Annotated in this window: 1 pseudogene; it reads right to left on the bottom strand. The window is 64.6% G+C overall.

Features of this window, described 5'->3' with window-relative positions:
* Nucleotides 1-813: pseudogene (locus BLX41_RS00585) on the bottom strand (two-partner secretion domain-containing protein); the annotation flags it as partial.

Below are 813 nucleotides of genomic sequence, written 5' to 3'. Positions count from 1 at the left end.
TTGAATGACGCTGTAGGCTTCGCCGTTGGCATCGAAGCGGGCCCCGTTGCCGGACAGCGTGACGCCGCCATTCTGGCCCAGGGTAAACGCACCGCCGTGGTTCAGCCCAAGGCTGCTGTTGCTGCCGCTCAGCGTCAGTTGACGGTTGAGCTTGATGTCACCCTGGGCGTTGAGTTCGACCCGGGCGTTGGCGCCACCGGCAGACAGGCGGTCATCCAGGCGGATGTCCTTGGCCGAGGACAGGGTCAACTGGTTACCGCTGGACCAGCGCAGCCCGTTCTCCACCGCTACATCGCCCTTGCCACTGGCCAGTTCGATATCGGTCGTGGCCAGGTTGCGCGACAAGGTGTCGGCATGGACGGTGTTGCTGTTGGCGGTGAAGAAGGAGCCCACCTTGACTTCGTTGCTGGCGATCTTCCAAGTGCCCGTCCGGCCATCCCTGGACTGAGTGCTGACCTTGGCCGGCAGCAGTACGCGGGTGGTTGCGCCCCGGGTCTCGATCAACCCGCCATCGCCCTTGCCGCCTAGCGCACTGGCCTGCAACGAACCATCGACACTGACCACGCCCACGTCGCCGCCGTCCAGGGTAATGCGCCCGGCTTTCTGCGACAGGGTATTGGCTTCGATGGTGCCCTGGTTGTTGACCACGGTCTGCAGCATGGAACCTGCGCTCTTGGCGGTCATCAGCACCTGCCCGCCGTCGGCCTTGAGCAGGCCGGTGCCGGTGTTGTGCACCAGCGCGTTGAGCGCTGCGCTGTCGACGTGCAGGTCCAGCAGTTGGTTGTCGTCGAAGCTGACGGTGAAGCCATTGCC

This window comes from Pseudomonas protegens, from assembly GCF_003732485.1.
Classification (GTDB): Bacteria; Pseudomonadota; Gammaproteobacteria; order Pseudomonadales; family Pseudomonadaceae; genus Aquipseudomonas; species Aquipseudomonas protegens_B.
This window is presented reverse-complemented; position numbering and strand designations above follow the sequence as displayed.